1 protein-coding gene is annotated in these 575 nt (G+C 61.9%); it reads right to left on the bottom strand.

The genetic code is table 11. The features are described from left to right. Positions 1–391 precede the first annotated feature (391 nt). The gene (locus tag Q4543_RS24530) at positions 392–526 is read right to left on the bottom strand and encodes a hypothetical protein (protein ID WP_303442814.1); all 135 of its coding nucleotides are present in this window, start codon (positions 524–526) and stop codon (positions 392–394) included. Between the last annotated feature and the right edge of the window lie 49 nt (positions 527–575).

The following is a 575-nucleotide window of genomic DNA, read 5'->3' as shown; positions in this document are numbered from 1 at the left end:
CCACGGCGCGCTTGCGGACCCATTGCCCGGCAGGCGCATCCACAGGATGCTGCCGAGAGGGGTCAGCCCTTGATCTGGAAGATCCTCTGCACCGTCGTTCGGCCCTCTCACTCGGACCAGTGGCGTTCGGGGCCTCACTGTTGAAGCCCAGGAGCCAGGCCACGGTCCGATAGCCGAAGGACGGCTCCTCCTCGATCCACTGCCCGGCAACACATGCTTGCATGTGTGAGAGGGGTCTTCTTGATCGGTTCGGCGAAGCGGGGATCGACCTTCGGCGCGGCTTTCACCGGCTTGTAATAGACCGTCCGCCTCGGGATGCCGAACCAGGCACAGAGCTTGGCGATCGACACAGCGACGCCCTCCGCCAAGAGGCCCTGCTGGATGCGACGGATCAATTCCCGTCCTGCGCATCCAGCAGGGCCTGAAGCTTTTTTCGGGCCCGCAGCTCCAGCATGGCCTCGCCATAGGCTTCCTGCAGGTCCCGGATCTGCTTCTCGTATTGAGCTACCCCCCGAAATTCGGACACTGACATAAGCTATGATTTGCAGTCTGCTGATCTTCGACGAGAAGGAGAT

The sequence above is a fragment of the Salipiger sp. 1_MG-2023 genome (assembly GCF_030547555.1).
Lineage (GTDB): Bacteria > Pseudomonadota > Alphaproteobacteria > Rhodobacterales > Rhodobacteraceae > Salipiger.
This window is presented reverse-complemented; position numbering and strand designations above follow the sequence as displayed.